Source organism: Roseixanthobacter glucoisosaccharinicivorans (assembly GCF_043195095.2).
Lineage (GTDB): Bacteria > Pseudomonadota > Alphaproteobacteria > Rhizobiales > Xanthobacteraceae > NCEH01.
The window spans coordinates 1,493,117-1,518,051 of sequence record NZ_CM195538.1; the positions used below are offsets into that span (position 1 = coordinate 1,493,117).

General features: G+C 66.6%; 24 protein-coding genes. 19 read left to right on the forward strand and 5 right to left on the reverse strand.

Features of this window, described 5'->3' with window-relative positions:
• Positions 1-31 precede the first annotated feature (31 nt).
• Entirely contained in the window at positions 32-658 is a 627-nt protein-coding gene (locus tag V5F78_RS06610) for a hypothetical protein (protein WP_394069304.1), read from the forward strand.
• Here the strand turns inward: V5F78_RS06610 and V5F78_RS06615 are convergent.
• The 3 genes from V5F78_RS06615 to V5F78_RS06625 are packed head-to-tail and all read right to left on the reverse strand — an operon-like array spanning position 616 to position 3,663.
• On the reverse strand, positions 616-1,668 hold the full coding sequence (locus tag V5F78_RS06615; protein ID WP_394069306.1) for a YcjF family protein: 1,053 nt from the start codon (positions 1,666-1,668) through the stop codon (positions 616-618). The two genes, V5F78_RS06610 and V5F78_RS06615, sit on opposite strands and share 43 nt — an antisense overlap.
• Positions 1,669-1,682: 14 nt before the next feature.
• Positions 1,683-3,131, reverse strand: coding sequence for a YcjX family GTP-binding protein (locus tag V5F78_RS06620; protein ID WP_394069568.1), 1,449 nt, complete (start codon positions 3,129-3,131; stop codon positions 1,683-1,685).
• Positions 3,132-3,141: 10 nt separating this feature from the next.
• Entirely contained in the window at positions 3,142-3,663 is a 522-nt protein-coding gene (locus V5F78_RS06625) for a SixA phosphatase family protein (RefSeq protein WP_394069308.1), read from the reverse strand.
• A gap of 208 nt (positions 3,664-3,871) precedes the next feature.
• Between V5F78_RS06625 and V5F78_RS06630 the strand changes: the two genes are divergently transcribed.
• From V5F78_RS06630 to dksA, 4 genes are all read left to right on the forward strand, one after another.
• Entirely contained in the window at positions 3,872-5,512 is a 1,641-nt protein-coding gene (locus V5F78_RS06630; protein ID WP_394069310.1) for an ATP-binding protein, read from the forward strand.
• A 517-nt stretch (positions 5,513-6,029) separates the two neighbouring features.
• Complete coding sequence (locus V5F78_RS06635) at positions 6,030-7,322, forward strand: NAD(P)/FAD-dependent oxidoreductase (protein WP_394069312.1); 1,293 nt, start codon at positions 6,030-6,032, stop codon at positions 7,320-7,322.
• A 163-nt stretch (positions 7,323-7,485) separates the two neighbouring features.
• Positions 7,486-8,340: a MipA/OmpV family protein gene (locus V5F78_RS06640; RefSeq protein ID WP_394069314.1), complete on the forward strand. Its 855-nt coding sequence runs from the start codon at positions 7,486-7,488 to the stop codon at positions 8,338-8,340.
• A 194-nt stretch (positions 8,341-8,534) separates the two neighbouring features.
• A complete protein-coding gene (gene dksA / locus V5F78_RS06645) occupies positions 8,535-8,951 on the forward strand; it encodes an RNA polymerase-binding protein DksA (protein WP_394069316.1) in 417 nt (138 codons plus the stop codon).
• 112 nt (positions 8,952-9,063) lie between these two features.
• Here dksA and V5F78_RS06650 read toward each other — a convergent pair whose 3' ends face one another.
• Positions 9,064-11,250: a flagellar biosynthetic protein FliO gene (locus V5F78_RS06650; protein ID WP_394069318.1), complete on the reverse strand. Its 2,187-nt coding sequence runs from the start codon at positions 11,248-11,250 to the stop codon at positions 9,064-9,066.
• Between the two features lie 233 nt (positions 11,251-11,483).
• Between V5F78_RS06650 and V5F78_RS06655 the strand changes: the two genes are divergently transcribed.
• Complete coding sequence (locus V5F78_RS06655) at positions 11,484-14,045, forward strand: response regulator (protein ID WP_394069319.1); 2,562 nt, start codon at positions 11,484-11,486, stop codon at positions 14,043-14,045.
• 68 nt (positions 14,046-14,113) lie between these two features.
• Here the strand turns inward: V5F78_RS06655 and V5F78_RS06660 are convergent, their stop codons facing one another.
• A complete protein-coding gene (locus V5F78_RS06660) occupies positions 14,114-14,500 on the reverse strand; it encodes a hypothetical protein (protein ID WP_394069321.1) in 387 nt (128 codons plus the stop codon).
• Here V5F78_RS06660 and V5F78_RS06665 point away from each other — a divergent pair.
• The 13 genes from V5F78_RS06665 to nuoK all read left to right on the forward strand — a co-directional run bounded on the left by V5F78_RS06665 (position 14,499) and on the right by nuoK (position 24,934).
• Positions 14,499-14,864, forward strand: coding sequence for an NADH-quinone oxidoreductase subunit A (locus V5F78_RS06665; RefSeq protein WP_394043885.1), 366 nt, complete (start codon positions 14,499-14,501; stop codon positions 14,862-14,864). The genes V5F78_RS06660 and V5F78_RS06665 overlap by 2 nt on opposite strands.
• Entirely contained in the window at positions 14,855-15,439 is a 585-nt protein-coding gene (locus V5F78_RS06670; RefSeq protein WP_394014934.1) for a NuoB/complex I 20 kDa subunit family protein, read from the forward strand. The genes V5F78_RS06665 and V5F78_RS06670 overlap by 10 nt, the downstream gene beginning before the upstream one ends.
• Positions 15,440-15,471: 32 nt before the next feature.
• Positions 15,472-16,098 carry an NADH-quinone oxidoreductase subunit C gene (locus V5F78_RS06675; RefSeq protein ID WP_394069322.1) on the forward strand — a complete coding sequence of 209 codons (627 nt, stop codon included), beginning with the start codon at positions 15,472-15,474 and terminating at the stop codon, positions 16,096-16,098.
• An 11-nt stretch (positions 16,099-16,109) separates the two neighbouring features.
• Entirely contained in the window at positions 16,110-17,318 is a 1,209-nt protein-coding gene (locus V5F78_RS06680; RefSeq protein ID WP_394069324.1) for an NADH-quinone oxidoreductase subunit D, read from the forward strand.
• Positions 17,315-17,677, forward strand: a complete 363-nt coding sequence (locus V5F78_RS06685; RefSeq protein ID WP_394069326.1) for a hypothetical protein — start codon at positions 17,315-17,317, stop codon at positions 17,675-17,677. Before V5F78_RS06680 ends, V5F78_RS06685 begins: the two co-directional genes overlap by 4 nt.
• A complete protein-coding gene (gene nuoE / locus V5F78_RS06690) occupies positions 17,677-18,546 on the forward strand; it encodes an NADH-quinone oxidoreductase subunit NuoE (RefSeq protein WP_394069328.1) in 870 nt (289 codons plus the stop codon). The genes V5F78_RS06685 and nuoE overlap by 1 nt, the downstream gene beginning before the upstream one ends.
• A 3-nt stretch (positions 18,547-18,549) precedes the next feature.
• Positions 18,550-19,857: an NADH-quinone oxidoreductase subunit NuoF gene (gene nuoF / locus V5F78_RS06695; RefSeq protein ID WP_394069330.1), complete on the forward strand. Its 1,308-nt coding sequence runs from the start codon at positions 18,550-18,552 to the stop codon at positions 19,855-19,857.
• Between the two features lie 3 nt (positions 19,858-19,860).
• Positions 19,861-20,067, forward strand: a complete 207-nt coding sequence (locus tag V5F78_RS06700; protein WP_394069332.1) for a hypothetical protein — start codon at positions 19,861-19,863, stop codon at positions 20,065-20,067.
• Between the two features lie 9 nt (positions 20,068-20,076).
• Positions 20,077-22,155 (forward strand): NADH-quinone oxidoreductase subunit NuoG, encoded by a 2,079-nt coding sequence (nuoG, locus tag V5F78_RS06705; RefSeq protein ID WP_394069334.1) that lies wholly within the window; start codon positions 20,077-20,079, stop codon positions 22,153-22,155.
• Positions 22,156-22,268: 113 nt separating this feature from the next.
• Positions 22,269-23,288: an NADH-quinone oxidoreductase subunit NuoH gene (gene nuoH / locus V5F78_RS06710; RefSeq protein WP_394043781.1), complete on the forward strand. Its 1,020-nt coding sequence runs from the start codon at positions 22,269-22,271 to the stop codon at positions 23,286-23,288.
• Between the two features lie 52 nt (positions 23,289-23,340).
• On the forward strand, positions 23,341-23,829 hold the full coding sequence (nuoI, locus tag V5F78_RS06715; protein WP_348844923.1) for an NADH-quinone oxidoreductase subunit NuoI: 489 nt from the start codon (positions 23,341-23,343) through the stop codon (positions 23,827-23,829).
• Positions 23,830-24,001: 172 nt separating this feature from the next.
• Entirely contained in the window at positions 24,002-24,616 is a 615-nt protein-coding gene (locus V5F78_RS06720; RefSeq protein ID WP_394069336.1) for an NADH-quinone oxidoreductase subunit J, read from the forward strand.
• A gap of 9 nt (positions 24,617-24,625) precedes the next feature.
• Complete coding sequence (gene nuoK, locus V5F78_RS06725; protein WP_348844925.1) at positions 24,626-24,934, forward strand: NADH-quinone oxidoreductase subunit NuoK; 309 nt, start codon at positions 24,626-24,628, stop codon at positions 24,932-24,934.
• Position 24,935 lies beyond the last annotated feature (1 nt).

Genomic DNA, 24,935 nt, shown 5'->3' on the forward strand with positions numbered 1-24,935 from the left:
TCCGCACGCTTGAGCTTTCGCGAGGTTTGCCTTGACGACATCCACCGGCCTTTCCTTCGGCACGGGTCCAGCGGACGGCGCGCCGCCGCCGGAAGAGGGACTGATCTACAGTTTCCGGCCGCGCCTGATCGGCTCGGGCTCACGCTTCCGTCTCGATGGCGAAGTGCTGCATTGGGCGGTGGGCGCGCGCTCCGGCGTGCTTCATCTGCGCGACGTGGCGCGAGTGCGGCTGAGCTATCATCCCGGGCAATTGGCTTCGCCCAATTTCGAGACCGTGATTCACGGCAAGGGGGGTGTGAAGCTCACCATCGGCTCCCTGTCGCGGACCTCCATCACCAATGTGGATGATCACCGCAAGGCCTATGCGGCCTTCGTCGCCGCCCTGCACGGAGCGTTGCGTCCCTATGCGCCCGGCATCGTGTTCGACGGCGGGCTGTCGCCCTGGCGCTGGTGGCTCATGAGCGGTCTGGCTGTTATCACCGCGCTCGGACTGATGGCGGTGCTGGCGAGCGCGCTGGGCAACGCCGACTGGACCGTGGGCGCGCTGATCCTGGTGCTGTGCCCCCTGCTGGCCTGGCCGCTCTGGGAGATGCTGTGGCGCAACCGGCCGGAGCCTTATTCGCCCTCGGCCTTGCCGGTGCGCCTGCTGCCGAGCTGAGGGCGCACCTGGTCTTCCTGCGCCTTCTTCATCAGCCCCGCCGCCACATCGGCGACGCGGGGCGCGGGCAAGGCGGTGAAGGGCAGGGGGCGGGTCACCGCGATCGCGGCGAGGCCGAGGCGGGCTGTGAGCAGGCCGTTCACCACCCCTTCGCCGAGCCGCGCCGAGAGGCGCGCCGCGATGCCCGAGCCCACCAATTCCTGCACCAGCGTATCGCCGGCCGCCATCCCGCCGGTCACGGCGAGGTGGCTCAGCACGTGGCGCACCAGCCGCAGCATGCCGAGCGCGCCGGGGCGCCCGCCATAGAGTTCCGCCAGCCGGCGGATCAGCACGAAGGCGCTGTAGAGCACGAACAGCAGGTCCACCACCGCGCGCGGTGAAACGGCGGTCACCACCGACACCCGCTTGGCCGTGTCGGAAACCAGCTGCCGCGCCCGTGCGTCGAGCGGGGCCATCAGCGTGCGCTCGGTGAGCTGCACCAGATCCGCCCCGTCGATGATCGCGCCGAGATGCGAGGAGAGATCGGCGCGCGCGCGGGCGAGCACGGGCATTTCCTTGGAGATGCCGAGCAAATCGTGCGTCACCGCCTCGGCGAGCGGGCGGTCGTCGGTGGCGAGTGCGAGCACCGCGCGTTCGCGAATGGAATCCAGGCTGGAAAAGCGCATCAGCCCGGCGATCTCGCGGCCGATGATCGCCGCCACCGTCACCGCCAGCAGGCCCGCCAGCGCCAGGCCGAGATAGCCGAGCGCCTGGGTCTGCGCGAACAGATCTTCGATCAGCCGTGTCACCGCAAGGCCGATGCCGAGGCTCGCGAGCCCGCCGAGGGCGGTCCAGAACAAGGCACCGAGCGAGAAGCCCTTGCGCCGCGCGGGCGGGATTGGCGCGACGATCTCGTCTGCCTCGTCCATGGGCGCCGGCGCCTCGGTCACGACGATGCCGGCCTCGTCCAGGCGGAACACCTGGGGCCGGGCATTTTCGGGCCGGTGCCGGTCGTTGTGCGGTTCTGGCATGTAGGCGCCTGATCTCACTTCAGCCGGTCGCCCAGCAGGAACTGGAGCGCGCGGTCGAGGCGTATATGGGGCAGCGGGCTGGTCGCGCCAATGCCGGCGGGCGGGCGGAAGCGCAGGAAGCGGAAATCCGCCTCGCTGTCCGGCCCGCTCGCCAGCCCGCGAAAAGCCGCGCCCTCGGCGGCGAACAGCGCGTCGGGATCGGCCGGCAGCGCGCCGGGAAACAGCGCCACCTCGCTGCTGCCGTCGAACACTTGCCCGCCGGCTTCCTGCCCGGCCTCCGGCGTGCCGATGATGGCGGCGATGCTGCGTCCGCCCTTGGAAACATCGGCCTCGCGGGTGGCGCGGATGGCGGCGAGCGCGGCGACATCAATGCGCGCCCCACCTTCCTGGGCGCGGGAGAGCGCGCGCTCCACGAGCCGCCGCAGAATCGCTTCCAGCCGGTCGTGGCTGGCGCGGTGGAGATGGTCGGCCTTGGTGGCGGCGAACAGCACTTTCTCGATGCGCGGGCGCAGCAGGGCGCTGATCAGGCTGTTGCGGCCCACGCGGAACGCCACCAAGATCGAATCCAGCGCCCGCTCCAGGTCGGCGAGGGCCGCAGGCCCGGCATTGAGCGCGGACAGCGCGTCCACCAGCACGATCTGCCGGTCGAGCCGGGCGAAATGATCGCGGAAGAAGGGGCGCACCACCGCGCTTTTGTAGGATTGGAACCGCCGCTCCATCATGGCGCCGAGCGCGCCGGCGGGCAGCGCCGCGCCGTCCGCCAGATCGAGCGGCGCGAAGGTCAGCGCCGGGGAGCCTTCCAGGTCCCCCGGCATGAGGAAACGGCCCGGCGGCAGCAGGCTCATGCCCACCCGCTCGCCCCGGCAAGCGGCGAGATAGGCGGTGAAGACGGCCGCGAGCTCGCGCGCCTTGGTCTCGTCCGCCGGCCCCGCGGGATCGGCGGCGGCGAGCGCGGCCAGCAGCGCCCCGGCATAGGGCAGGCGGGCCGGGGCGCGCGCCAGCTCCAGCGCCTGCCGGCAGAAATCGGCATAGCTCATGTCCAGCAACGGCAGGTCCAGCAGCCATTCGCCGGGATAATCCACGAGATCGAGCGTGAGGCGCCGCATGCCGCCCTTGAGAGGCGCGTAGGAAATCTCCAGCCGCAATTCGCTGATGCGGGTGGTGGAGGCCGGCCACTCGCGCTGCGTGGCGAGCCGCGCCAGATGGTCCTCATAGGGAAAGCGCGGCACCGCGTCGTCAGGCTGGGGCGCGAGGCGCGCGCCGGCGATGCGGCCGGAATTCATGGCCTCGAACACCGGCAGCCGGCCGCCGTGCATCAGGGCATGGATCAGCGCGGTGGTGAAGATGGTCTTGCCCGAGCGCGCAAGCCCGGTGACGCCCAGGCGCAAGGTGGGATGAGCAAGGTCCTCGAACCGGTCCGCGACCGCGCGCAGGCCGATCCAGGCTTCATCGAGCAGGCCCATGGCCAAGGCGCTACATCTCCAGCATCAGCGAGCGCGGGGTGACGAAGCGGTCGAGCCGGCCGGTCTGCGGCATCACGTCGGCCCAGTCGTCGATGGGCAGGTCGATGATCGCCAGCGCGCCGGTGGGGAATTTTTCCGCCATCAGGGCACGTGTGGCCGCCGGGCCCTGGTCGGTCAGGACATCGGCGATTTCTTCCAGGCCGGGATTGTGCCCCACCAGCATCAGCCGGTGGATTTCGCGCGGCTGTTCGCGCAGCACGGAGAGAATGCGGCTGACGCTGGCGTCATAGAGGCGCGGCTCGCTGGCCACGCTGAGGGAAGCGGGCAGGGCGGGGGCGACCAATTGCCAGGTCTCGCGGGTCCGGCGGGCGGGCGAAATCAGCACCCGGTCGGGCACCAGATCCTGCGCGGCCATGTAGGACCCGATCACCGGAGCCGCCGCGCGCCCGCGCTGGGCGAGCGGGCGCTCGGCATCGACAATGCCCTCGGGCCAATCGGATTTCGCGTGGCGAAGCAGAATGAGGCGGCGCATGAACCATCCGGGGCGTGGCGAGGATTCGCACCTTATCACGCGGGGTCCGTTGGTGCAGTGCGGCGATCGGTCGGTGCGCAGACCGGCTGGCACGGGCGATGACCCACCCTCCCGCAACAGGTATCAAGCTAGGGCGAGACTTTTGTCTCGATCCTGAATAATCTGTGCTGCGTCGCGCAGAGCGGCGGCGGCGGGGGACGGGCGCTCGATGACATTCGCTGGGCTATCCGAGGCCGTGCGCGCGCGCCCCTGGCTCGCATATTTGCTCGCGGTGTTGCTCAGCGCCCTCGCCTTGATGATACGGCTGGCCGCCGGCGATGTCTTCTCGGGCTATCCGTTCATCACTTTCATCCCGGCGATCTGCCTGGCGGCGTTTCTCGGCGGCTTTTGGCCGGGGATGCTGGCGGCGCTGATGGGCGGCCTGATGGTGGCCTATTATCTGGTCACCCCGCAGGACGGGTTCGGGCTGGACTGGCCGTCCGGCTATCTCGGCATGCTGTTCTATGCCTTGACCGCACTGCTCATTGTCGCCCTGGCCAGCAGCGTGATGGCCACGCTCCAGCGCTGGAAATCGAGTGAGGAGGCGCTGCGGCGCCTGAATGCGGAGCTGGAGGCGCGGATTGCCGCGCGCACCAGCGAACTGCAGCAGGAAATGACCGAGCGATTCATCGCCGAAGCGCAGATCCGCCAGATGCAGAAGACCGAGGCGATCGGCCAGCTGACGGGAGGAATCGCACATGATTTTAATAATATGCTGGCGATCGTCATCGGCTCGCTGGATATCGCGCGCCGTCGGCTGACCGGCGCGGAGCATGAATTGGTGCACACCTGCCTCGCCAATGCGCTGGAGGGGGCCCAGCGCGCCGCCGCGCTCACGGCGCGGTTGCTCGCCTTCTCGCGCCAGCAGCCGCTGGAGCCCCAGCCGGTGGATGCCAACAAGCTGGTCGGCGGCATGTCCGAGCTGCTGCGGCGCACGCTCGGCGAGACCATTCAGGTGGAAACCGTGCTGGCCGGCGGGCTCTGGCGCGCATTTGCCGATCCCGCGCAATTGGAGAATGCCATCGTCAATCTGGCGGTGAATGCGCGCGACGCCATGCCCGACGGCGGCCGGCTCACCATCGAGACCGCCAATACCGACCTGGACGAGCGCTATGCCCGCAACCATACGGAGGTGACCGCGGGCCAATATGTGCTCGTGAGCGTTTCCGACACCGGCACCGGGATGGGGCCGGACGTGATCGAGCGGGCGTTCGATCCCTTCTACACCACCAAGGGCGTGGGCCGTGGCACTGGCCTCGGCCTCAGCCAGGTGTACGGTTTCGTCAAGCAGTCCGGCGGCCATGTGAAGATCTATTCGGAAATCGGCCAGGGCACGACCGTGAAGCTGTACCTGCCACGCCTGGTTGGCGAACTGGCCATGGCGGGAAGCACGAGCAGGAGCGAAGGGGATCTGCCGCAGGGTCGCCCCGAGATCACCATCCTGGTGGTGGAGGACGAGGAGAACGTGCGCCACATGAGCGTCGATGCCCTGCGCGAGCTGGGCTACACCGTGGTGCAGGCGAGCAGCGGCAATCAGGCGATGGAGCAATTGGTTCTCCAGCCGCGCATCGACCTCCTCTTCACCGATATCGTCATGCCCGACATGACCGGCCGGCAGCTGGCGGAAAAGGCGGCTGCCGCGCGGTCCGGCCTGAGGATCCTCTACACCACCGGCTATACCCGCAACGCCGTGGTGCATAACGGCATTCTCGACCATGGCGTGGCCTTCCTGCCGAAGCCCTTCACTCTGGACCAATTGGCTCGCAAGGTGGACGACGTGCTGGCGGATCGCGGTATCAACCGGCCCTGAGCGACCAATCGCGCGCCTTCGGCGCAGCTTTAAATTCACGGAATGTGGAGAGGCATCCGACAGCGGATGCGCGCCCTTTTCCTGCTTCCCTCGCGCATCGCCCTTCGTGCGTCATGGCCGGGCGCGCCCCGGCCATCCACGCGGTGCCGGCCTCACGATGCTTGAAATGCTGGAGCGAGCGGGGCGGCGTGGATGCACGGGTCAAGCCCGTGCACGACGAATGTGTCTTGCAGACGCTGTCATCTTGGCACTGACCTCCGGTGGGGAATGCCGCTCCGTCGCAGAGGTGTTAAAATACCATAATAGGGCATTTCCGTCACCGATTCTCGCTCGGCAGCCACATGATACCGTTGGTTCGTGATCGCCCCTTGGACCCGGCGTAAGGCAATGCTACGCCTTATCCTTGTTGGATTTATGCCACCTTCTTGCCCTTATCTAAGGGGTGGCACCGACGTTGGAGATTTGAAGGCGGGACTTCTGAAAACGGGAATGGGGGCACCATGACCCTTTCGGCACCATGAGCACGGCCGTGCGCGCGACCGGGCCGGGCATCGCCCCGGCCGAGCCCCTGCCTGCGGTGCGGGGCGATCTCGATTGCGATGTCTGCGTCATTGGCGACGGCACGCCCGGGCTTTGGATTGCGCTGGTCCTGGCCCTGCGCGGCCGCTCGGTGGTGTTGCTGGAGACCAAGGCGCCGGAAGCCGGGCGGCAGGAGAGCGTCGTCGCCGCCGGCCTCGATCTGACCGCCACAGACTTGTGCGCGCGGGCCGACCGGGACCGGGCGCGGGCGCTTTATGATCTTTCCGCCGACGCGGCCCGCAGCGCCCTGCGCCTGCTGGACGTGCTGCGCCTGGAGGAGACGGGCGAGGGGGAATTGCTGGTTCCCGGGCCCGCCGGGCTTGCCGATTTGCTGGACGAGGCGGCCGCGCGCGACGTGCTCGGGCTTCCCGAGCTTTCGCGTGTGGGCGAGGCGGACCTGTTCGAGCGCATCGGCACCGATCTGTATTCCGGCGCGCTGTTCGATTCCCATGCCCGTCGCTTCGACGTGGGACCGCTGGCCCGGCTGCTGGGCGAGGCCGCGGCCGCCGCGGGGGTGCGCCGTTTCCTGCGTGCGCCGGTCGAAAGCGTCGATCTCGATGGCGTGCGCAAATATATCCAGCTCGCGACGGGGCGGGTGCGGGCGGACCATGCCATCTTCTGCGCCACGCGCGGGCTGGGGCGGGTGGCACCCTGGCTCGCCCGGGCGGTCTATCCGGCCACCTTCGTCACCGGCAGCTTCCATGTGTCGGGGGGCGGCTATGGCGGCCCGGCCGTGCGCGAGACGGGCGCGCGGCCGGTGCGCTTCGCCCTCGATGGCGGGCATCTCACCTTCACAGCTCCGACCGCAACCTATCAGGGCCGGGAGGTCGCCGCCGCATGCGCGTTGCGGCGCCAAGCCGGAGTGCTCTATCCGCGCCTCGCCTCGGCCATGGTGGGCCATGCCTTCGGCTGGCGCGCCGCGCGCGCACCCTCCGGCCTGCCCCTGATCGGCCGCTACCGGCCGGGCGTCTGGTATGCCCTTGCCCTCGGGCAGGATCCGCTCGCCAATGTGAGCCTCGCCGCCGACCTGATCGGCGACGCCATCGTCGAGCGCGACGACCGGATCACCCTGTTCGGCGCCCCGCCGCTGCCCTCCACCTGGGGCGCCCTCGGCGCGGGCGTGCGCTGGACGGCCTACTGGGCCGGCCGCCTCGCCGATCGGGGGGAGCGCCGTCGCGCCCGGGTCGCGGACCGGCAGGAAGTCAGCACGGTGGAATTTTCCAGCGCCTGACGCTCATGCGACGGACGTTTGGGATTCATTGACCTTATCCGCAGCGAAAAGCCTGCGTAAGTCGCGCGAGGAGCGCGTTAATTACCCATGCGTGACATATTTGGCACCAATCGAATGGAGGGTGCGGGGTAGGGTGCATCCTTCGATTTAAACTGGGTGGACCATGGCCGAGCCGCGCCTTCTTTCCTTCGTAACGCTCTGTGCCACGGGCCTTTTTATCGCCGCCTCCGGCCCCGTCGCCGCCGCGGATGTCGCACCCGGCCTGATGGCGCCGGCCCCCGCCAAGCCGAAGGAAGACTGGTATCTGACCATCGGCGGGTCCGGCAATATCATACCTCAATACCCGGGCAGCGAGACCTATGAATTCCGTCCCGGCTTCATTTTCAGCATAGAAAAAGCGAGCGAACTCAACACGTTCCACAGTGTGGACGACAATCCTTCGATCGCCCTGTTCGACACCGGCAAATTCCGCATCGGCGCCGTTGGCCGGATCGACTGGGGTCGGGACGAGGATGATTCGGACCGCCTGAACGGCATCGGCAACCTCGACCCCTCGCTGGAAATCGGTGGCTTTTCCGAATGGTATCCGGTTGACTGGCTGCGCCTGCGCGGCGAGCTGCGCTATGGCTTTGGCGGTTATGAGGGCTGGGTCGGCGATCTCGGCGCGGACGTGATCGTGCCCTATGAAACCTGGCGTTTCGCCATCGGCCCGCGCCTCGCCTTCGGCTCCTCCGCGTACCAGAACGCTTATTTCGGAGTCACGCCGTTCCAGGCCTTCAGCGCCAATTTCCTCGGCAATCCCTTGACCCCCTATCAAGCCAGCAGCGGCCTTTATTCCTGGGGCGCGACCGCGCAGCTGACCAAGGATTTCGGCAGGGGCTTCACCGCGGGCGTGTTCGGGACCTACGGCCGGCTGGTTGGAGATGCCGCCGATTCGCCTCTGACCCAGAGCGCCAACCAGTTCACCGCAGGCGTCTCCCTCGCCTACACCTTCAACATCGGCAAGGCTTGGTGGTGAGCCGCCTCTGACGCGCCCCAGGGCGCAGCGGCTTACCTGGCGGTACTTACGTACATGAGGGGAACGAGCGCGCCGCGCTTGAGTTTGTCTGGCGAGTGCCCCCGGCGTTGATGGCGGTTGTCGTGAGGCGAGGCGGTGGATATAAGCGCGGCGACCCGGTGGGGATCAGCGACGCTGTATCGAGGACATTGCTGATGTCGGTCCAAATCGACCAGGACTATCGCCCCCGCGAGGACGAGCCCTTCATGAACGACCGCCAGCGGGAATATTTCCGGCTGAAGCTGTTGTCCTGGAAGGACGATATCCTGCGGGAGGCGCGTGAAACGCTGCAGCACCTTCAAGACGAGAACCAGAATCACCCCGACCTTGCGGACCGTGCGTCTTCCGAGACGGATCGTTCGATCGAGCTGCGGGCGCGCGATCGCCAGCGCAAGCTGATCTCCAAGATCGATGCCGCCCTGGGCCGAATCGAGGACGGGAGCTACGGCTATTGCGAAGATACCGGCGAGCCGATTTCGCTAAAGCGCCTGGAAGCCCGGCCGATTGCAACGCTATCGGTGGAAGCTCAGGAGCGACACGAGCGGCGCGAGCGTGTCTATCGCGACGATTGAGGCCCTCGAGAACCGGCGTGCCGGTTCGTGTGAGGCCGTAATCAGGGTCGAAACCAAAACAAAAGCCGGGCCCTGGAGCCCGGCTTTTCTATTTTCGCACCAACCGTCGCGCTCAGCGCGGCCCGGTGCCCCGGCCGAGCAGATTGGCCATTTCGGCTTCCAGGTCCTCGAACGGGTCCTTCTCCGCCTCAGCTTCGGGTTTGGCGGGCGGGGTAGGGGCCTTGGTCTCCGCCACCGGGGGCGTGAGCGTGGGAGCGTCGATGGAGACCATGCCGCCGGAATCCAGGGCGAACGGATTGTCCAATTCGCGGGCGAACGTGTTCGGCTGCGGCGCTGCCGGCGGGGTGGCGCGCGGCAGCACCCAACGGCGCGGCGGAGCAGCGGGAGTGGGGGGCGCGGCAGCGACTTGGGCGGATGCTGCCACGTCGGGCACTGCGGGCTCCACCACGAGCGCAGGCGCAGGCGGCGCCATCCTCACCTTGAGGTCTCTCGGGTCGACCGGCCGCGCGCGCACCTCCGGTGTGGGTGGAACCGATGGGCGCTCCGCGTCGGGCTTGGGGCGGTCCGGTGCGATGGTGGGAAGGTCGGCGGGTTCCACCACGCGGGCCGCCGCCGGGCGGGCCATCACTTCAAGGGCCGCCGGTTCGGGCGCGGGGGGCGCGGCGGGTGCCTGCTCGGGTACGTCGGTACGCTCCCCTTCGGGACGCGCCTTCAGGTTGGCGGTGCGGAACAAGGACCCCAGGCCGCGGCGCGCCGGTGCGGGTGGCTCGACCGGCGGTGGTGCGGCCTCGGCGGGTTCGGCTGGAATCTCCGCCGCATCCGGCCCCAGAAGGTCCTCGAGTGTCAGCGCGGGAATGATTTCCGAGGATCTCGTCGGCGCCGCTTCAAGATCGGGCACAGGCGTCGTCACCGGCGGCGCGGCGACCGGCGGCGCGGCAGGGCGCTCCTGCGCGGAGGCGGCGAGGCGCGGCTCGGTGCGCGGCGCTTCCGCCGGGCGAGCGTCCTTGCCGAGGGTGAAGGTCGTTCCCCGGCGCGGTGTCGGCGCGTCGGCCCGCGCTGCGGCCGGAACCGGAGCGGACGGGGCCGCGGGAGGAACCACGGGTGCAGGGCGCTCGACCACCGGGGGCGCCACCGGCGGTACAACCGGCGAAGGGGCGGGCGGCAGGTCCAGCGTCACTTCGGGCGCCGCGGTATGTTCGATCTCACGCGGCGCGTCAGGCGCGACGCTGACCGGGGGGGCAACGCCCGCCGGCGCGGCGGTCTCCGGCTTTGCGGCACGTGCTCCCACCTGCACCGGTGCAGGTGGTGCGGCCACGGCGGCATCGGGGGTTTCCACGGATACGGCGACGGAGGGGGCGGCTCGGACGGGATCGAGGTTTGGGTCGATACGCGGCGGGCGCGTGAAGGGCGCGCGGGGTGCGCCGGCATCGGGTCGGCGGGGCGTGTCGATCGCGGGTGCGTTCCGGTCGGTGGTCCGCCGGGTCGGGAGGGGACGGCGGATCTCGGGCACCAGGGCCTCGGCATCGAGCGCCGGGGCCGAGGCGGGTGCCGGGGCCGGCTCGCGTGAAGCGCCCGCCAACAGGGGCGCGGATTCCTCCGGCTTTTCAGCAGTTGGAGCGGACGGCGCGGCGGTGGTTTCCCCAGTCGCGCTGTCAAGCACAGGCGTAGAGACTACCGGCGGGCTTAATGGCCTTCGGGGCGCCTGGGGCGCGCGCGCGTAGATGGAGTCGCGTTGCGCAAGAGGCTCGCGAGGGACTGGAGCCTCCCGGGGGGCTGGGGCCTCGCGTGGGGGCGGAGCGTCCCGCGGCGGCAGGGCTTCTCGGGGTGGCAGGGCTTCTCGGGGCGCCATGGGCTCGCGTGCGGGCAGGGCTTCGCGGCTTTCTCGCGGCGCAAAGGCTTCGCGCGGCTCGCGGGGCGGTAGCGCCTCACGCTGATCGCGCGGCGGCATGGCTTCGCGTGCGGGTTCACGGGCGATGGCTGGCTCGCGCAATACCGTCGGTTCGCGCGCCGCAGCACGCGAAATCGCGGGCTCCACGACAATATCGGTGGAGCCGCCGACCAACAGAAGGTGTTCGACCTCATCGCGCCGGACCAGGACCAGGCGCCGGCGAGGATCTATGGTGACGCTGTCTAGAACCGCCAGACGCGCCTGGCGGGAGCGCGCCGCGCCGCCCCGTCCGTCGCGCCCGAGGTGGCGTACGATAAACACGGTCAGGCCCAGCAGCACGCCGATCACCAGCAAGGCGATGGCCAAGCGCACGGGCAGATCGAGTTGCGCCCCAAACAAATTCTGCAACATCGTGTGTCCTCTTCGCTGCCGGTGCGATGTACCACGTCCCGAGCCCGGCACCCCAGCGCCGTGCGATCGGGCCAGGGGCGCCCGCAGGGTACAACATCAACCAGCGAACCAAGAAATTGTTGACGATCATGGCATGATTTCAACCAATGCCGTAACTTTGCGTTAATTTTCGCGGATTCGGAGCGGTTTATGGCCGCAAAGGGCGTTTCTGCGCTCCCTGGAAGGACGACTTCATGAGCACCGACGCGGGCGATGCGCGCTCGGGTTTTTTGAGCGGGGTGTTCAGCCGCAGGACGTCCGGGCGTGAACGTTTGGTGGTCGGCGGCGCGGCTTTCGCCGGCGGCATCGTCGTCGCTGCGCTCGAAGGCAGTCCGGGCGGCGGGATCACCGCGATCCTCGCCGCGCTCGCCGCCGTCGGCATCTTTGCCGTGGTCAGCGCAACCATGCGGCTGTGGAGCGGCACCGACAAGCGCAGCGATGAGCTGGTGCAGGCGCTGCTGGCCAATATGAGCGATGCGGCAATCGTCGTGGAAGCCGGCGAGCGCATGCTCGCCGTCAACACCCCTTATCTCAATCTCAGCCGCAGCGCGGCCGGGCAAGTCCCGATGCCGGACCGCTTTCTCGGCCGCATTCCTGGCGGGCAGGCCATGGTTGGCCTGCTGTTGCGTAGCGCGGCGGATGGCGTCAGGGGCATGCAGACTTTCCCCTTTGATCCCAATCCGGCGGGTCGGCGCCTTGTGGTTTCGGTGCAGCCGCTCGCCGGTGCGCGGCGCGCCTTGTGGGTGCTGCATCTGGCTGGCGAGACGGTTCCTTCGGCGCCGCTTGCACAGGTGGCCGGGGGCACCCCCCTTGCGCGTCCCAGTGCGGCGCAGACCTCCGCGCCCTTGTTGCCCGCCGAGGGTGCCCTGGCGCTTGCTGAAATCTGGGAGCAGGCGCCGGTCGGCATGGTGTTGCTTTCTTCTGCCGGCGGGCGGCTGGCGAATGCCGCTTTCGCCCGCTGGCTCGGCTACGGACTGGCCGAACTTGGGGCGGGCGTGCTGCCGTTTGTCGAGCTCATCGGTCCACAGAGCACGACCATCGCGCGCGCCGTGCTCGAGCGCGGCCAGACCGGCCCGCGCGGAATCGACCTGGATTTCGTGCGGCAGGACGGCTCCATAGTCTCCGGCCGGGTGTGGATCGGCGGACGGGCGGGAGCGGATTGCATCGCCGTCGTGATCCCGCGCGGTGACGCAATGGCCGTGTCCGCCGTGGTGGAGCGCCAGGCGCAGGAACCGCCACAGCGCATGTCCGGCGGTTCAGACGCCTCGTTTTTCTCGCGCTCGCCGCTCGCAATGGCGAATGTCGATGGGGCAGGCGCGGTGCGCGAGGCCAACGGCAGCTTTGCCCGCCTGTTTGCGGGCAGCGACCGCATGCTCGCAGGCACCAAGCTGGAGCAATTGGTCGCCGAGCGCGACGTTCCGGCGATGGAAAGCCTGGTGCGCGAGACGCTGTCTGGCCAGGCGGGCGGCGCGCCGGTGGATGTTGGCATAGCGGGGCAAGGGGGACGCTCGGCGCGCCTCTATGCCGCCAATCTCGGGCCGGGCGGCGCCGGGGCGGCGATCTATGCGGTGGACACGACCGCGCAGCGCGCGCTTGAGGCGCAGTTCGCCCAATCGCAGAAGATGCAGGCGATCGGGCAGCTCGCCGGCGGTGTGGCGCATGATTTCAACAACGTGCTCACCGCCATTCTCGGCTATTGCGATCTCTTGCTGGCCAATCACCGGCCGAGCGATCCGTCCTTCCCCGACATCATGCAGATCAAGCAGAATGCGAATCGGGCTGCCGGGCTGGTGCGCCAGTTGCTCGCCTTCTCGCGCCGGCAGACGCTGCGGCCGCAAGTGATCCAGCTCACCGACGTGATCTCCGACCTTTCCATGCTGTTGCGCCGCCTGATGGGCGAAAGCATCTCGCTGCAAGTGGAACACGGGCGGGAGTTGTGGCCGATTCTCGTGGATGTGAACCAGTTCGAGCAGGTGATCGTGAATCTCGCGGTCAATGCACGGGACGCCATGCCGTCGGGCGGCGTCGTGACGTTGCGCACGCTGAATGTTCCGGCGGCGGCCTGTGCCGCCTATGGCGACGCCAGCAATCTTGCGCCGGCGGATTATGTGTTGGTCGAAGTCGGCGACACCGGCACCGGCATGCCGCCGGATATCTTGGAAAAGATCTTCGAGCCGTTCTTTTCCACCAAGGACGTGGGCAAGGGCACGGGGCTTGGTCTTTCAACAGTTTACGGCATCGTCAAGCAGACCGGCGGCAGCGTGCTGGCCACCAGCGAACTCGGCAAGGGCAGCCTGTTCCGGGTATTCCTGCCGCGCCATGAGGGTGCGGTCGAGGAGACGCCGGCGCGTCCCGCCGAACCGGAAGCCAAGGTGCCGGACCTGACCGGGCAGGCCTCGGTGCTGCTGGTGGAAGATGAGGACGCGGTCCGCGCCTTCGCCGCCCGCGCCCTGAGCGCGCGCGGCTATCGCGTTGTGGCGGCGGCGAACGGCGCCGAGGCCCTGGAGGCGATGGACCAGCCCGGCACGAACTTCGATGTGGTGGTATCCGATGTCGTGATGCCCGAGATGGATGGGCCGAGCCTGCTGCGCGAATTGCGGCGTCGCGATCCCAAACTGAAGATCATCTTCATTTCGGGCTATGCGGAGGAGGCATTCGCCAAAAATCTCCCCGAGGGCGAGCGTTTTGCCTTCTTGCCCAAGCCGTTCTCGCTCAAGCAATTGGTTGCGGCGGTGAAGGAGGCGACCCGTCCCTAACGGCAAGCGGGCGTTTGAAGGTTTTTCCCCTGTCAAACTGTCGCAGCCTGACCTGAGCCGTGGAAAGCTCACAGACGTGCGCTGCGCTGCGTCAAGCCGATTGACGCGACGGTATTGCACTGCAAACAGGCATCGGGGTGAAGATCGACACGCGGGCTCGCGAAGATCTGCTGAAAGATCGGCTGCGCGGCGCATTTTCCTGTCGCCGCAACGGCCTTGAAGCGTTGCGGCGAAAATCGACGACACAGAAAAATTCTCGTGGCTTTTGCGCGGTATGGGCGATGTCGTTCCGGCATGTCGGTGAGTTTGGATGGTTCTACACGCGTCAAAGGCAAGGTCGCACTTGCCACCCATCTGGCGCTGCGATAAGCCTCGCTCGTTTCGAACTCCTCCAACCGAGGCCGGCGCGGTAACGCTTCAAGCGGATCGCCCATGCGCCCCAAGGTGCGGATCATGAACCTGCTGCTCCAGGATTATCTCCCGGTCGTCATCTTCATCGGGGTCTCGGTGGTGATCGGCCTTGCTCTGCTCATCTCGCCGTTCATAGTCGCGTACAGCAGCCCGGATCCGGAGAAGCTTTCAGCCTACGAATGCGGCTTCAATGCGTTCGACGATGCGCGCATGACGTTCGACGTGCGCTTCTATCTCGTCTCCATCCTCTTCATCATCTTCGATCTGGAAGTGGCCTTCCTGTTCCCCTGGGCGATTTCGTTCGGTGGCCTCGGCGATCTCGGCTTCTGGTCCATGATGCTCTTCCTCGGCGTGCTGACCGTCGGGTTCATCTACGAATGGCGCAAGGGAGCACTCGAATGGGATTGACCCCTTCTGCGACGAAGCCGCTGGTGGCGCAGGCGCCGCGCGGCCTCGTCGATCCCAATACCGGCCGTCCCGTCGGCTCGGACGATCCCTTTTTCCAGGAGATCAATTCCGAGCTCGCGGACCGCGGCTTCCTGATGACCAATGTGGACGATCTCATCACCTGGGCGCGCACCGGCTCGCTCATGTGGATGACGTTCGGCCTTGCGTGCTGCGCCGTGGAAATGATGCAGGTTTCCATGCCGCGCTACGATGTGGAGCGTTTCGGCTTCGCGCCGCGCGCCTCCCCGCGCCAGTCGGATGTGATGATCGTCGCCGGCACGCTGACCAATAAGATGGCGCCCGCGCTCCGCAAGGTTTACGACCAGATGCCGGAGCCGCGTTACGTGATCTCCATGGGCAGCTGCGCCAATGGCGGCGGCTATTATCATTATTCCTATGCCGTGGTGCGCGGCTGCGACCGGATCGTGCCCGTGGACATTTATGTCCCCGGTTGCCCGCCCACCGCGGAAGCGTTGCTCTACGGTGTTCTTCTTCTTCAGAAGAAGATTCGCCGCATCGGAACCATCGAACGCTGAATCGCTGAACGCGCGGCGACGGGAAGAGGCAGATGGACGAGACCTTGAAGGACCTCGCGGTTCACGTATCGGGCGCGCTCGGCGAAGCGATCCGCGCGACGCACATGGCGTTCGGCGAATTGACCCTTGAAGTCGAGGGAGCGGAGATTGTGAAGGTCGCGACATTCCTGCGCGACGACCCGGCGTGCCTGTTCCACGGCATCGTGGATGTGTGCGGCGTGGATTATCCGGCCCGCGAGCTGCGATTCGACGTCGTCTACCACCTGCTTTCTCTGAAGCACAACATGCGCATCCGCCTGAAGGTGCAGACCGATGAGTCCACGCCCGTGCCCTCCATCTGCGGAGTGTTTCCGGGCGCGAACTGGTTCGAACGGGAAGCCTACGACATGTATGGCATTCTGTTCACCGGTCATCCCGAACTGCGCCGCCTGCTGACGGACTATGGTTTCGACGGCTATCCCCTGCGCAAGGACTTCCCGCTCACGGGCTTCGTCGAGGTGCGCTATGACGACGAGGTCAAGCGCGTGATCTATGAGCCTGTCCGGCTTCCGCAGGAATTCCGCAACTTCGACTTCCTCTCCCCGTGGGAGGGTGTCGAATATGTTCTGCCCGGCGACGAAAAGGCTGCTTCGCAGCCCGGCGCCCCCAAGGCGAGCTGAAGGAGCGCCCCATGGCCCACACCCTCGACTCGCCGAAGACCGAAAACCCGGTCCGCAACTTCCAGATCAATTTCGGCCCGCAGCATCCGGCGGCCCACGGCGTGTTGCGCCTGGTGCTGGAGCTGAACGGCGAGGTGGTGGAACGCGTCGATCCCCATATCGGCCTTCTGCATCGCGGCACCGAGAAGCTGATCGAGGCGAAGACCTATCTCCAGGCCGTGCCCTATTTCGATCGGCTCGATTATTGCGCGCCGATGAACCAGGAGCATGCCTATTGCCTGGCGGTGGAGAAGCTTCTCGGCATTGAGGTGCCGATCCGCGGCCAGCTGATCCGCGTGCTCTATTCCGAAATCGGCCGCCTACTCTCGCATATCCTGAACGTCACGACCTTCGCGATGGACGTGGGCGCGCTCACCCCGCCGCTGTGGGGCTTCGAGCAGCGCGAAAAGCTCATGATGTTCTATGAGCGCGCGTCCGGAAGCCGCATGCATGCGGCCTATTTCCGGCCCGGCGGCGTGCACCAGGACCTGCCGACCAAGCTGGTCGAGGATATCGGCGCGTTCTGCGATCCCTGCCTTCAGACCCTCGACGACCTTGATGCCCTGGTCACCGGGAACCGAATCTTCAAGCAGCGCACCGTCGATATCGGCGTGGTGACTCTGGAAGAGGCGCAGGCCTGGGGCTTTTCCGGCGTGATGGTGCGCGGCTCCGGCGCTGCCTGGGATCTGCGCCGCGCGCAGCCTTATGAGTGCTATTCCGAGCTGGACTTCGACATTCCCATCGGCAAGCACGGCGATTGCTATGATCGCTACGTGGTCCGCATGGAAGAGATGCGCCAGTCCATCAAGATCATGAAGCAGTGCGTGCAGCGCCTGCTGAAGGAGCCGGGTCCGGTTGCCACGGTCGACAACAAGGTGGTGCCGCCCAAGCGGGGCGAGATGAAGCGCTCGATGGAAGCGCTGATCCACCACTTCAAGCTGTACACCGAAGGTTATCACGTGACGGCCGGCGACGTGTATGCGGCGGTGGAAGCTCCGAAAGGCGAGTTCGGCGTCTATCTGGTTGCCGACGGCACCAACAAGCCCTACCGCTGCAAGATCCGCGCTCCCGGTTTCGCGCATCTCCAGGCGATGGACTTCCTGTGCCGCGGCTACATGCTGGCGGACGTTTCCGCGATCCTCGGCTCCCTCGACATCGTGTTCGGGGAGGTGGACCGGTGAAGGTTCTTCTGACCGCCTCCGCCCTTCTGCCGCTGGCGTGCGGTGCCGGTGAGGCTGCCGATTACGGCCGCGCACCCACCACACTCGATGTGGTGGTTCCGCTCGGGACTCCTGCTGAAGCGCCACGGGCGATGGTCGTGCAGAAGCTCACCATGTACAGCTTGCTGAACGGCGGCTGGCAGCCGGTGGATGCGGCGCTCATCCCCGAAAGCGGCATTCCCGGCACGCGGGGCAGCTTCGCCCATGCGGACGGGGCTGCGGTGAAGCTCTACAAGGATGGCGTCTACGCCTATTGCGGCATCGCCCAGGTGGGCGGCGCCTATAATGATTGTCACATTGTCAGCCCGGGAAGCCGCTGATGTCCGTCCGCCGCCTCGCAGCTGAGCAGCCCGCAAGCTTCGCCTTCACGGCGGAGAATGATGCCTGGGCCGATCGTCAGATTGCCAAATACCCCGAAGGCCGCCAGGCCAGCGCCGTGATTTCGCTCCTGTGGAAGGCGCAGGAACAGTGCGGCGGCTGGTTGCCGGAGCCCGCGATCCGCGTTGTGGCGGACCGGCTCGGCATGCCGAATATCCGGGTGCTGGAGATCGCCACCTTCTACACCATGTTCAATCTGGAGCCGGTGGGGCGCCACTTTGTGCAGCTCTGCGGCACCACGCCCTGCATGCTGCGTGGCGCCAACGAGCTGAAAGAGGTCTGCCAGCGCAAGATCGGTCCGGAGCGCCATGTTTCCGCCGATGGTGCGCTGTCGTGGCTGGAAGTGGAATGCCTTGGCGCCTGCGCCAATGCGCCCATGGTTCAGATCAATTACGATTATTTCGAGGACCTGAGCCCCGAGATCCTGGAGAGGATTCTGGATGATCTCGCCGCTGGCCGCCCGGTGAAGCCGGGCCCGCAGACGGGCCGCCAGTTCTCTGCGCCGGCCGGGGATCTCACCTCGCTCACCGATCCGCAGATCTATGAGCCGCGCGCCGCCGGATCAGCCGTGCCAGCGGCCGACGAGCAGCCGGATCTGTTGCAGGCCGGCCGTCCGGGTGCGGCGGTGGAAACTCCGATCGATCCTGTCGGCATCGCGTCCGCCGCGCAGGAAAAGGCCGTCAATGGCCAGCATGCCGGCGAAAAGCGGGAAGAGGTGGCGCGCGCCGCCCAGGAGAGCAGCCCCTCCGTCACGGGCTCTGAGCGCGAGGTGCCGAAGACCGGCACCGGCGTGCGCGATCCGGAGGCTTGAGCCATGCTCCAGGACAAGGACCGCATCTTCACCAATCTCTACGGGCTGCACGATTGGGGCCTCAAGGGCGCGCTCGCGCGCGGCAATTGGGACGGCACCAAGGGCATTCTGGAAAAAGGCCGTGACTGGATCATCAATGAGATGAAGGTCTCGGGCCTGCGCGGCCGTGGCGGCGCAGGCTTTTCGACCGGCCTCAAATGGTCCTTCATGCCGAAGGTCTCGGACGGGCGCCCCCATTATCTGGTGGTGAATGCGGACGAATCCGAGCCGGGCACCTGCAAGGACCGGGAGATCATGCGGCATGATCCGCATCTCCTGATCGAAGGCTGTCTCATCGCCTCCTTCGCCATGGGCGCGCATGCCGCTTACATCTATGTGCGTGGCGAATATGTGCGGGAGCGCGAGCAGCTCGAAGCTGCCGTCGAACAGGCCTATGAGGCCAAGCTCATCGGCAAGGACAATGTCCACGGCTATCCGTTCGATCTTTATGTGCATCACGGTGCCGGGGCTTATATCTGCGGCGAGGAAACCGCGCTGCTGGAGAGCCTGGAAGGCAAGAAGGGCATGCCGCGGCTGAAGCCGCCATTCCCCGCCAACATGGGCCTCTATGGCTGCCCGACCACGGTCAACAATGTGGAATCCATCGCGGTCGCGCCCGACATCCTGCGGCGCGGCGCGGCCTGGTTCGCCGGCATCGGCCGTCCGAACAATGTGGGCACCAAGCTGTTCGGCATTTCCGGCCACGTGAACACGCCGTGCGTGGTCGAAGACGCAATGGGCACGCCGTTCAAGGAATTAATCGAGCGCCACGGCGGCGGCATCCGCGGCGGCTGGGACAATCTGCTCGCCATCATCCCCGGCGGCGCGTCCTGCCCTGTGATTCCGGCGGACCAATGCGAAGACCTGATCATGGATTTCGACGGCACCCGCGCCGCCAAATCCAGCCTCGGCACCGCCGGCATCCTGGTGATGGACAAGTCCACGGATATCGTGCGGGCGATCGCGCGCATCTCCTATTTCTTCAAACATGAGAGCTGTGGCCAGTGCACGCCGTGCCGCGAGGGCACGGGCTGGATGTGGCGCGTGCTGAACCGCATGGCCGAAGGCCGCGCGCAGAAGCGTGAGATTGATCTGCTTCTGGAAGTGACCACCCAGATTGAAGGCCACACCATCTGCGCGCTTGGCGACGCGGCGGCTTGGCCGGTGCAGGGCCTGATCCGGCACTTCCGTCACGAGATCGAAAAGCGCATCGACCAATATGCGGCCAATCCTCATTCCGACCCGGTGCATATGCCGGTCGCGGCGGAGTGAGGGATGTCCAACGAAGCGGATCATTCTCTCCTGACGCTCCTGCGCCGCATGGATGCGCGCACCGAGCGGATGGCGGAGGATATCCATCATTTGGAAGTTCGCGTGACCGCGCTTGAGGAGGCCGTTGTTGAAAACAGTCGCCGCTTCGAACGCCTGGAACACCGCGTCGGCCGGATCGAGCGTGCGCTTGATCCGATCGATCTGCAGTAGGGACCTGTCATGGCCAAGCTGATTGTCGACGGCACCGAGGTAGACGTCCCCGCCGAATACACGCTGTTGCAGGCGTGCGAGGTGGCGGGCGTCGAAATTCCGCGCTTCTGCTTCCATGAACGGCTGTCCATCGCCGGCAATTGCCGCATGTGCCTGGTGGAAGTGAAGGGCGGCCCGCCCAAGCCGACGGCGTCGTGCGCCATGGCGGTCAAGGACCTGCGCCCCGGCCCGAACGGCGAGCCGCCGGTGGTGCTCACCAAGAGCCCCATGGTCAAGAAGGCCCGCGAAGGGGTGATGGAGTTCCTCCTCATCAATCACCCGCTGGATTGCCCGATCTGCGATCAGGGCGGCGAGTGCGACTTGCAGGACCAGGCCATGGCCTATGGCGTGGACACCTCCCGCTTCGCCGAGAACAAGCGGGCGGTCGAAGACAAATACATCGGGCCGCTGGTGCGGACCTCCATGAACCGGTGCATCCATTGTACCCGTTGCGTGCGCTTCACCACGGAAGTCGCCGGTGCGGCGGACCTCGGTGCCATCGGGCGCGGCGAGGATATGGAGATCACCACCTATCTCGAACATGCCATGCATTCGGAATTGCAGGGCAATGTGGCCGATCTCTGCCCGGTGGGCGCTCTGACCCACAAGCCCTACGCCTTCCATGCGCGGCCCTGGGAATTGACCAAGACCGAGTCCGTCGACGTGATGGACGCAGTCGGCTCCAACATCCGTATCGACACCCGCGGCCGCGAAGTGATGCGCATCCTGCCGCGCACCAACGAGGCGGTGAACGAGGAATGGATTTCCGATAAGACCCGCTATGTGTGGGATGGCCTGAAGGCGCAGCGCCTGGACCGCCCCTATGTGCGCAAGGACGGACGGCTCGTGCCGGCCAGCTGGACCGAAGCTTTTGCGGTGATTGCGGCCAAGGTGAAGGCGACCGCGCCGGCCCGCATCGGCGCGGTCCTGGGCGATCTCGCCAGCGTTGAAGAAGCCTTTGCCTTGAAGGGGCTGTTCGACAAACTCGGCTCGAAGAACATCGACGCACGCCAGGACGGCGCGGCGCTCAACCCGGCGCTTGGACGCGCCAGCTATATTTTCAATGCCGGTATCGACGGCATCGAGGCGGCGGACGCGATCCTGCTCATCGGGACCGACCCGCGCCATGAGGCCAGCGTTCTGAACGCCCGCATCCGCAAGCGCTGGCGCGCCGGCGGTCTGAAGGTGGGTGTGATCGGTCCGCGCGTCGACCTGACCTATCCCTATGAATATCTCGGGGCCGGCCCCGAAACGCTCGCTGAACTCGCCGGCTCCGGCACCTTCGCCGAGGCGCTGAAGGCGGCCGAGCGACCGCTCGTGATCGTGGGGCAGGGCGCTGTCGCCCGGGCGGACGGTGCCGCGGTGCTCTCGCTTGCGGCTCGGGTGGCCGTGGCGGTTGGCGCGGTGAAGGAAGGCTGGAACGGTTTTGCGGTCCTGCACACCGCCGCCGCCCGCGTCGGCGCGCTCGATGTGGGCGTGGTTCCGGGCGAAGGCGGTCTTGACGTCGCGGGCATGACCGCGGCCGGCGCACTGGACGTAGCCTTCCTGCTGGGCGCGGACGAAGTGGACGTGGCGCCCGGCGCCTTCGTCGTCTATCTCGGCACCCATGGCGATCGCGGCGCGCACCGGGCGGATGTGATCCTGCCGGGCGCGGCTTATCCGGAAAAGTCCGGCATTTATGTCAATACCGAAGGGCGTCCCCAGTTCGCCAATCGCGCGGCGTTCCCGCCTGGCGATGCGCGCGAGGATTGGGCGGTGCTGCGGGCCCTGTCCGAGGTGATCGGCCATAAGCTGCCTTACGACACGCTTCTTGCGCTCCGGGGGGCCATGGTGGCGGCCCATCCGCATCTCGGCCGGCTGGACCAGGTGGAGCCGGCGGAGGCCGGGTCCATCGCCGCGCTTGCCGGCATGGGCGGGACGGCCGACAAGGGCGCGTTCGTTTCCACCATTGGTGATTTCTTCCTGACCAACCCCATCGCCCGGGCCTCCGCCGTGATGGCGGAATGCTCGAAACTGCGGCTCGGCAGCGATGCCGTGGCGGCGGAGTAGGAACATGGCGGGCAGGACGGGACACAGGACATCGGGTGAGCGGGCCTCGGCCTGCTGGAAGCCGGCGGGGCATGCGCCTTGCCGGATGACGGATTGAGGGGCGGGAAGAACCCATGAGCTGGCAGGATACCCTTATCCAGGTGCTGATCATCCTCGGCGCGAGCCTCGCGCTGCTGGTGGCACTGCTGATCTTTATCGCCTTCATCCTCTTGGCGGACCGCAAGATCTGGGCGGCGGTGCAGATGCGCCGCGGCCCCAATGTGGTCGGCCCGTTCGGCCTGCTGCAATCCTTTGCCGACCTGCTGAAGTTCGTGCTCAAGGAGCCGATCATTCCGGCGGGCTCCAACAAGGGCATCTTCATCCTGGCGCCGCTGGTCAGCTGCGTGCTCGCCCTCTCCGCATGGGCAGCCATTCCCTTGGCCTCGGGCTGGGTGATCGCCGATCTGAACATCGGCATTCTCTACATTTTCGCGATTTCCTCGCTCGGCGTGTACGGCATCATCATGGCCGGCTGGGCGTCGAACTCGAAATATCCGTTCCTGGCAGCGCTGCGCTCGGCGGCGCAGATGGTGTCCTACGAAGTGTCCATCGGCTTCGTCATCATCACGGTGCTGATGTGCGCGGGGTCGCAAAACCTTTCCGCCATCGTCGAGGCGCAGAATGGGCGGCTGGGCCTGCTCAACTGGTACTTCCTGCCGCTGCTGCCGATGTTCGTGATCTTCCTGGTTTCGGCCCTCGCTGAAACCAACCGTCCGCCGTTCGACCTGGTGGAAGCGGAATCCGAGCTCGTCGCCGGCTTCATGGTGGAATATTCCTCCACCCCCTACCTGCTGTTCATGCTGGGCGAATACGTGGCGATCATGACCATGTGCGCCCTGGGCACGATCCTGTTCCTCGGCGGCTGGCTCTCTCCACTGCCGTTCGCGCCCTTCACGTGGGTGCCGGGGATCATCTGGTTCGTGCTGAAGCTGTGCTTCATGTTCTTCCTGTTCGCGATGGCGAAGGCGATGGTGCCCCGCTATCGCTACGACCAGCTGATGCGGCTCGGCTGGAAGATCTTCCTGCCGATCTCGCTGGTGGCCGTGGTGGTGGTGGCGAGCGTCCTTCACTTCACCGGGACGGCGCCCCAATGATTGAGATTTGTTACTTTTCATTCGGCCGCGTCGGCGCGGCGGGAGCGATGCCATGAAACTGGATCAAGCGGCCCGCGCCGTTTTCCTCACCGAGTTTCTCTCGGGTTTTGTGCTCGCCATGCGCTATTTCTTTGCGCCCAAGGCGACCATCAACTACCCGTTCGAGAAGAACCCCATCTCGCCGCGCTTCCGGGGCGAGCATGCGTTGCGCCGCTATCCCAACGGGGAAGAGCGCTGCATCGCCTGCAAATTGTGCGAGGCCATCTGCCCCGCCCAGGCCATCACCATCGAAGCCGGCCCGCGTCGCAACGACGGCACGCGGCGCACCACGCGCTACGACATCGACATGGTGAAGTGCATCTATTGCGGCTTCTGCCAGGAAGCCTGCCCGGTGGATGCCATCGTCGAGGGGCCGAACTTTGAGTTCGCCACCGAGACCCGTGAGGAATTGTACTACGACAAGGAACGCTTGCTCGCCAATGGCGACCGGTGGGAGCGCGAGATCGCGCAGTCCATCGCGCTGGACGCGCCTTATCGGTGACAGGTTCGCCCGCTTTCGGCGGGCGGTGAGGGTTGGGGCTGAGGGTGCGCGCGTCCTGCGGGCAACCGAGACAGTGGACTAATGTGATGGGTACGGGCTATCGACGGGCCGGCCGCCACGCGCGGCCGCATAGGATCGGCGCCGTGGCGCCGCGGAGAGGGGAGCTCGGCGCATGAGTGTCGCGGCAGTATTTTTCTATCTCTTCGCCGGCGTCCTCGTGGCGTCGGCCTTCATGGTCATTTCCTCCCGCAACCCGGTCCATTCGGTCCTGTTTCTCATTCTGTGCTTCGTCAATGCGGCGGGCCTGTTCATCCTGATCGGCGTCGAGTTCCTCGCCCTGATCCTGGTGGTGGTCTATGTCGGCGCAGTGGCGGTGCTGTTCCTCTTCGTCGTGATGATGCTGGACGTGGACTTCGTCGAGCTGCGGCAGGGGTTCCTGCAATATCTGCCGGTGGGCGCCTTGGTCGGCGTGGTGTTCCTGGTGGAGCTGATCCTGGTGGTGAGCACCTGGGCGACCGCGCCTGCTGTTGCGCAATTGCCGAAGGTGGCGGCGGTCGGCGGTGTGGTGATCAGCAACACCAAGGCGCTCGGTCACGTGCTCTACACCGATTACGTCTACTTCTTCGAGGCCTCGGGCATGGTGCTGCTGGTGGCCATGATCGGCGCCATCGTGCTCACGCTGCGCCACAAGGTGAATGTGAAGCGCCAGAACGTCTCCGCCCAGGTTGCCCGTACGCCCGAGACCGCGATGGAAGTGGTCAAGGTGCGCCCGGGCCAGGGCATCTAGGAGGGAAAGATGGACATTTCGCTTTCCCACTATCTCACGGTCGCGGCGATCCTGTTCACGCTGGGCACGCTCGGCATCTTCCTCAATCGGAAGAACGTGATCGTCATCCTGATGTCGGTGGAGCTGATCCTGCTCGCCGTGAATATCAATCTGGTCGCCTTCTCCGCCTTCCACGGCAGCATCGTCGGCCAGGTGTTCGCGCTCCTGGTGCTGACCGTCGCTGCCGCCGAGGCGGCCATCGGGCTCGCCATCCTCGTGGTGTTCTACCGCAACCGCGGTTCGATCGCCGTCGAGGACATCAATGCCATGAAGGGCTGAG